Raw genomic sequence first — 1,263 nt, forward strand, 5'->3', positions numbered from 1 at the left:
CTATCAGGCGGAGATATTCCGGTTGATCCAGGCAAAGCTTGTACTTCAAGGGAAATGAGATCCAAAGTTTGACCTGTACAAATGCGAAAGGGGCTTAAGTCATGCTTCTTGGCTGCGAGATTGCGCGATACTGCTGTCTTCTTCCGCACTAGAGCGCTTTTCGATCAGTCCGGATCATATCCGCACGAGCTGAAGTAGTTGGCGCATTCTCTGGGCTGGAAGATATCCACGAGCCTGCCGATGAGGTCCCAGAGGCTGCTCACCGTGCGCTCGCCGATCTTCCTGAGCATGGCCTTGAGCTTGGAGAAGGCTTTCTCGATGGGATTGAAGTTTGGGCTGTAGGGCGGAAGGAAGCGCAAGGTTGCGCCTGCCGCTTCGATCCGCTCGCGCACCGATGCGCGCTTGTGGCTCGACAGGTTGTCCATGATGACAACGTCGCCGAGCCGCAGTTCGGGCACGAGAACATGGGTGACATAGGCTTCGAACCAGTCGCCGTTGATCGGGCCATCGAGCACCATTGGCGCGACCATTCCGGTCATGCGCAATCCGGCAACCAGCGTGGTCGTCTTGCGGTGGCCGTGCGGGAAGCCCATCCGCAGGCGCTCGCCCCTGGCGCAGCGGCCATGGCTGCGGGTCATGTTGGTCGCGGTCCAGGTCTCGTCGATGAACACGAGCCGTTCGGGGTCAAGATCGAGCTGGCCATCGAACCAGTCATGTCGTTGGCTCAGGACATCGGGGCGGTCCTGCTCGATCGCATGGCCAGTCTTTTTTTGCGCGTCATACCGTGACGAACGAAGAAGCGGTGAAGCCCGGCCACCGAGACGTGCAGGCCCAGATCGATCAACGCCGCCCGCAGTTCTTCAAGCGAGATGTCCTTGCGCGCTTCCCATATGGCGAGGATTTCAGCCTGCCGCTCCTCGATCCGGCGCGATCGCATATCGCCACCCTGAGGCTTGGGAGCAAAGCTGCCGGTCGTACGCCGCTGATCCTGCCAACGGATCGCTGTCGAGGGCGCTACACCAAACCGAGCCGCCGCAGCACGACAACTCATCCCGGCATCGATCGCCGCCAGAAGCCCCTTACGTAAATCCATCGATAGAGGTTGGCCCATCCATGCTGGCCTCCTTCACCAGCACAGACTCTGAATCAGATGGGGTGGTTGCCGCCCTCCCCAGACGGCATCGCAATGTGCCAAAGAAGTGGTGTTGAGACCACTGAGCGGAAAGGACGGCAACCGTGACAAAAGATACGATGATCGGGGTG

2 protein-coding genes are annotated in these 1,263 nt (G+C 59.7%); both read right to left on the reverse strand.

The annotated features are described in order from the left end of the window. Positions 1 to 164: 164 nt before the first annotated feature. A protein-coding gene (locus tag HHL08_RS25260; RefSeq protein ID WP_169575587.1) for an IS630 family transposase occupies positions 165 to 1,111 on the reverse strand; the annotation gives its coding sequence in 2 pieces (ribosomal slippage) (positions 165 to 775 and positions 775 to 1,111; 948 coding nt in all). Next, a partial coding sequence (locus tag HHL08_RS25445; RefSeq protein WP_206378101.1) for a hypothetical protein occupies positions 1,080 to 1,263 on the reverse strand: 184 nt, incomplete at its 5' end. The genes HHL08_RS25260 and HHL08_RS25445, both read right to left, overlap by 32 nt.

Origin of the sequence: Sphingobium psychrophilum (assembly GCF_012927105.1) — a bacterium.
In the GTDB taxonomy this organism is placed as follows: Bacteria; Pseudomonadota; Alphaproteobacteria; order Sphingomonadales; family Sphingomonadaceae; genus Sphingobium; species Sphingobium psychrophilum.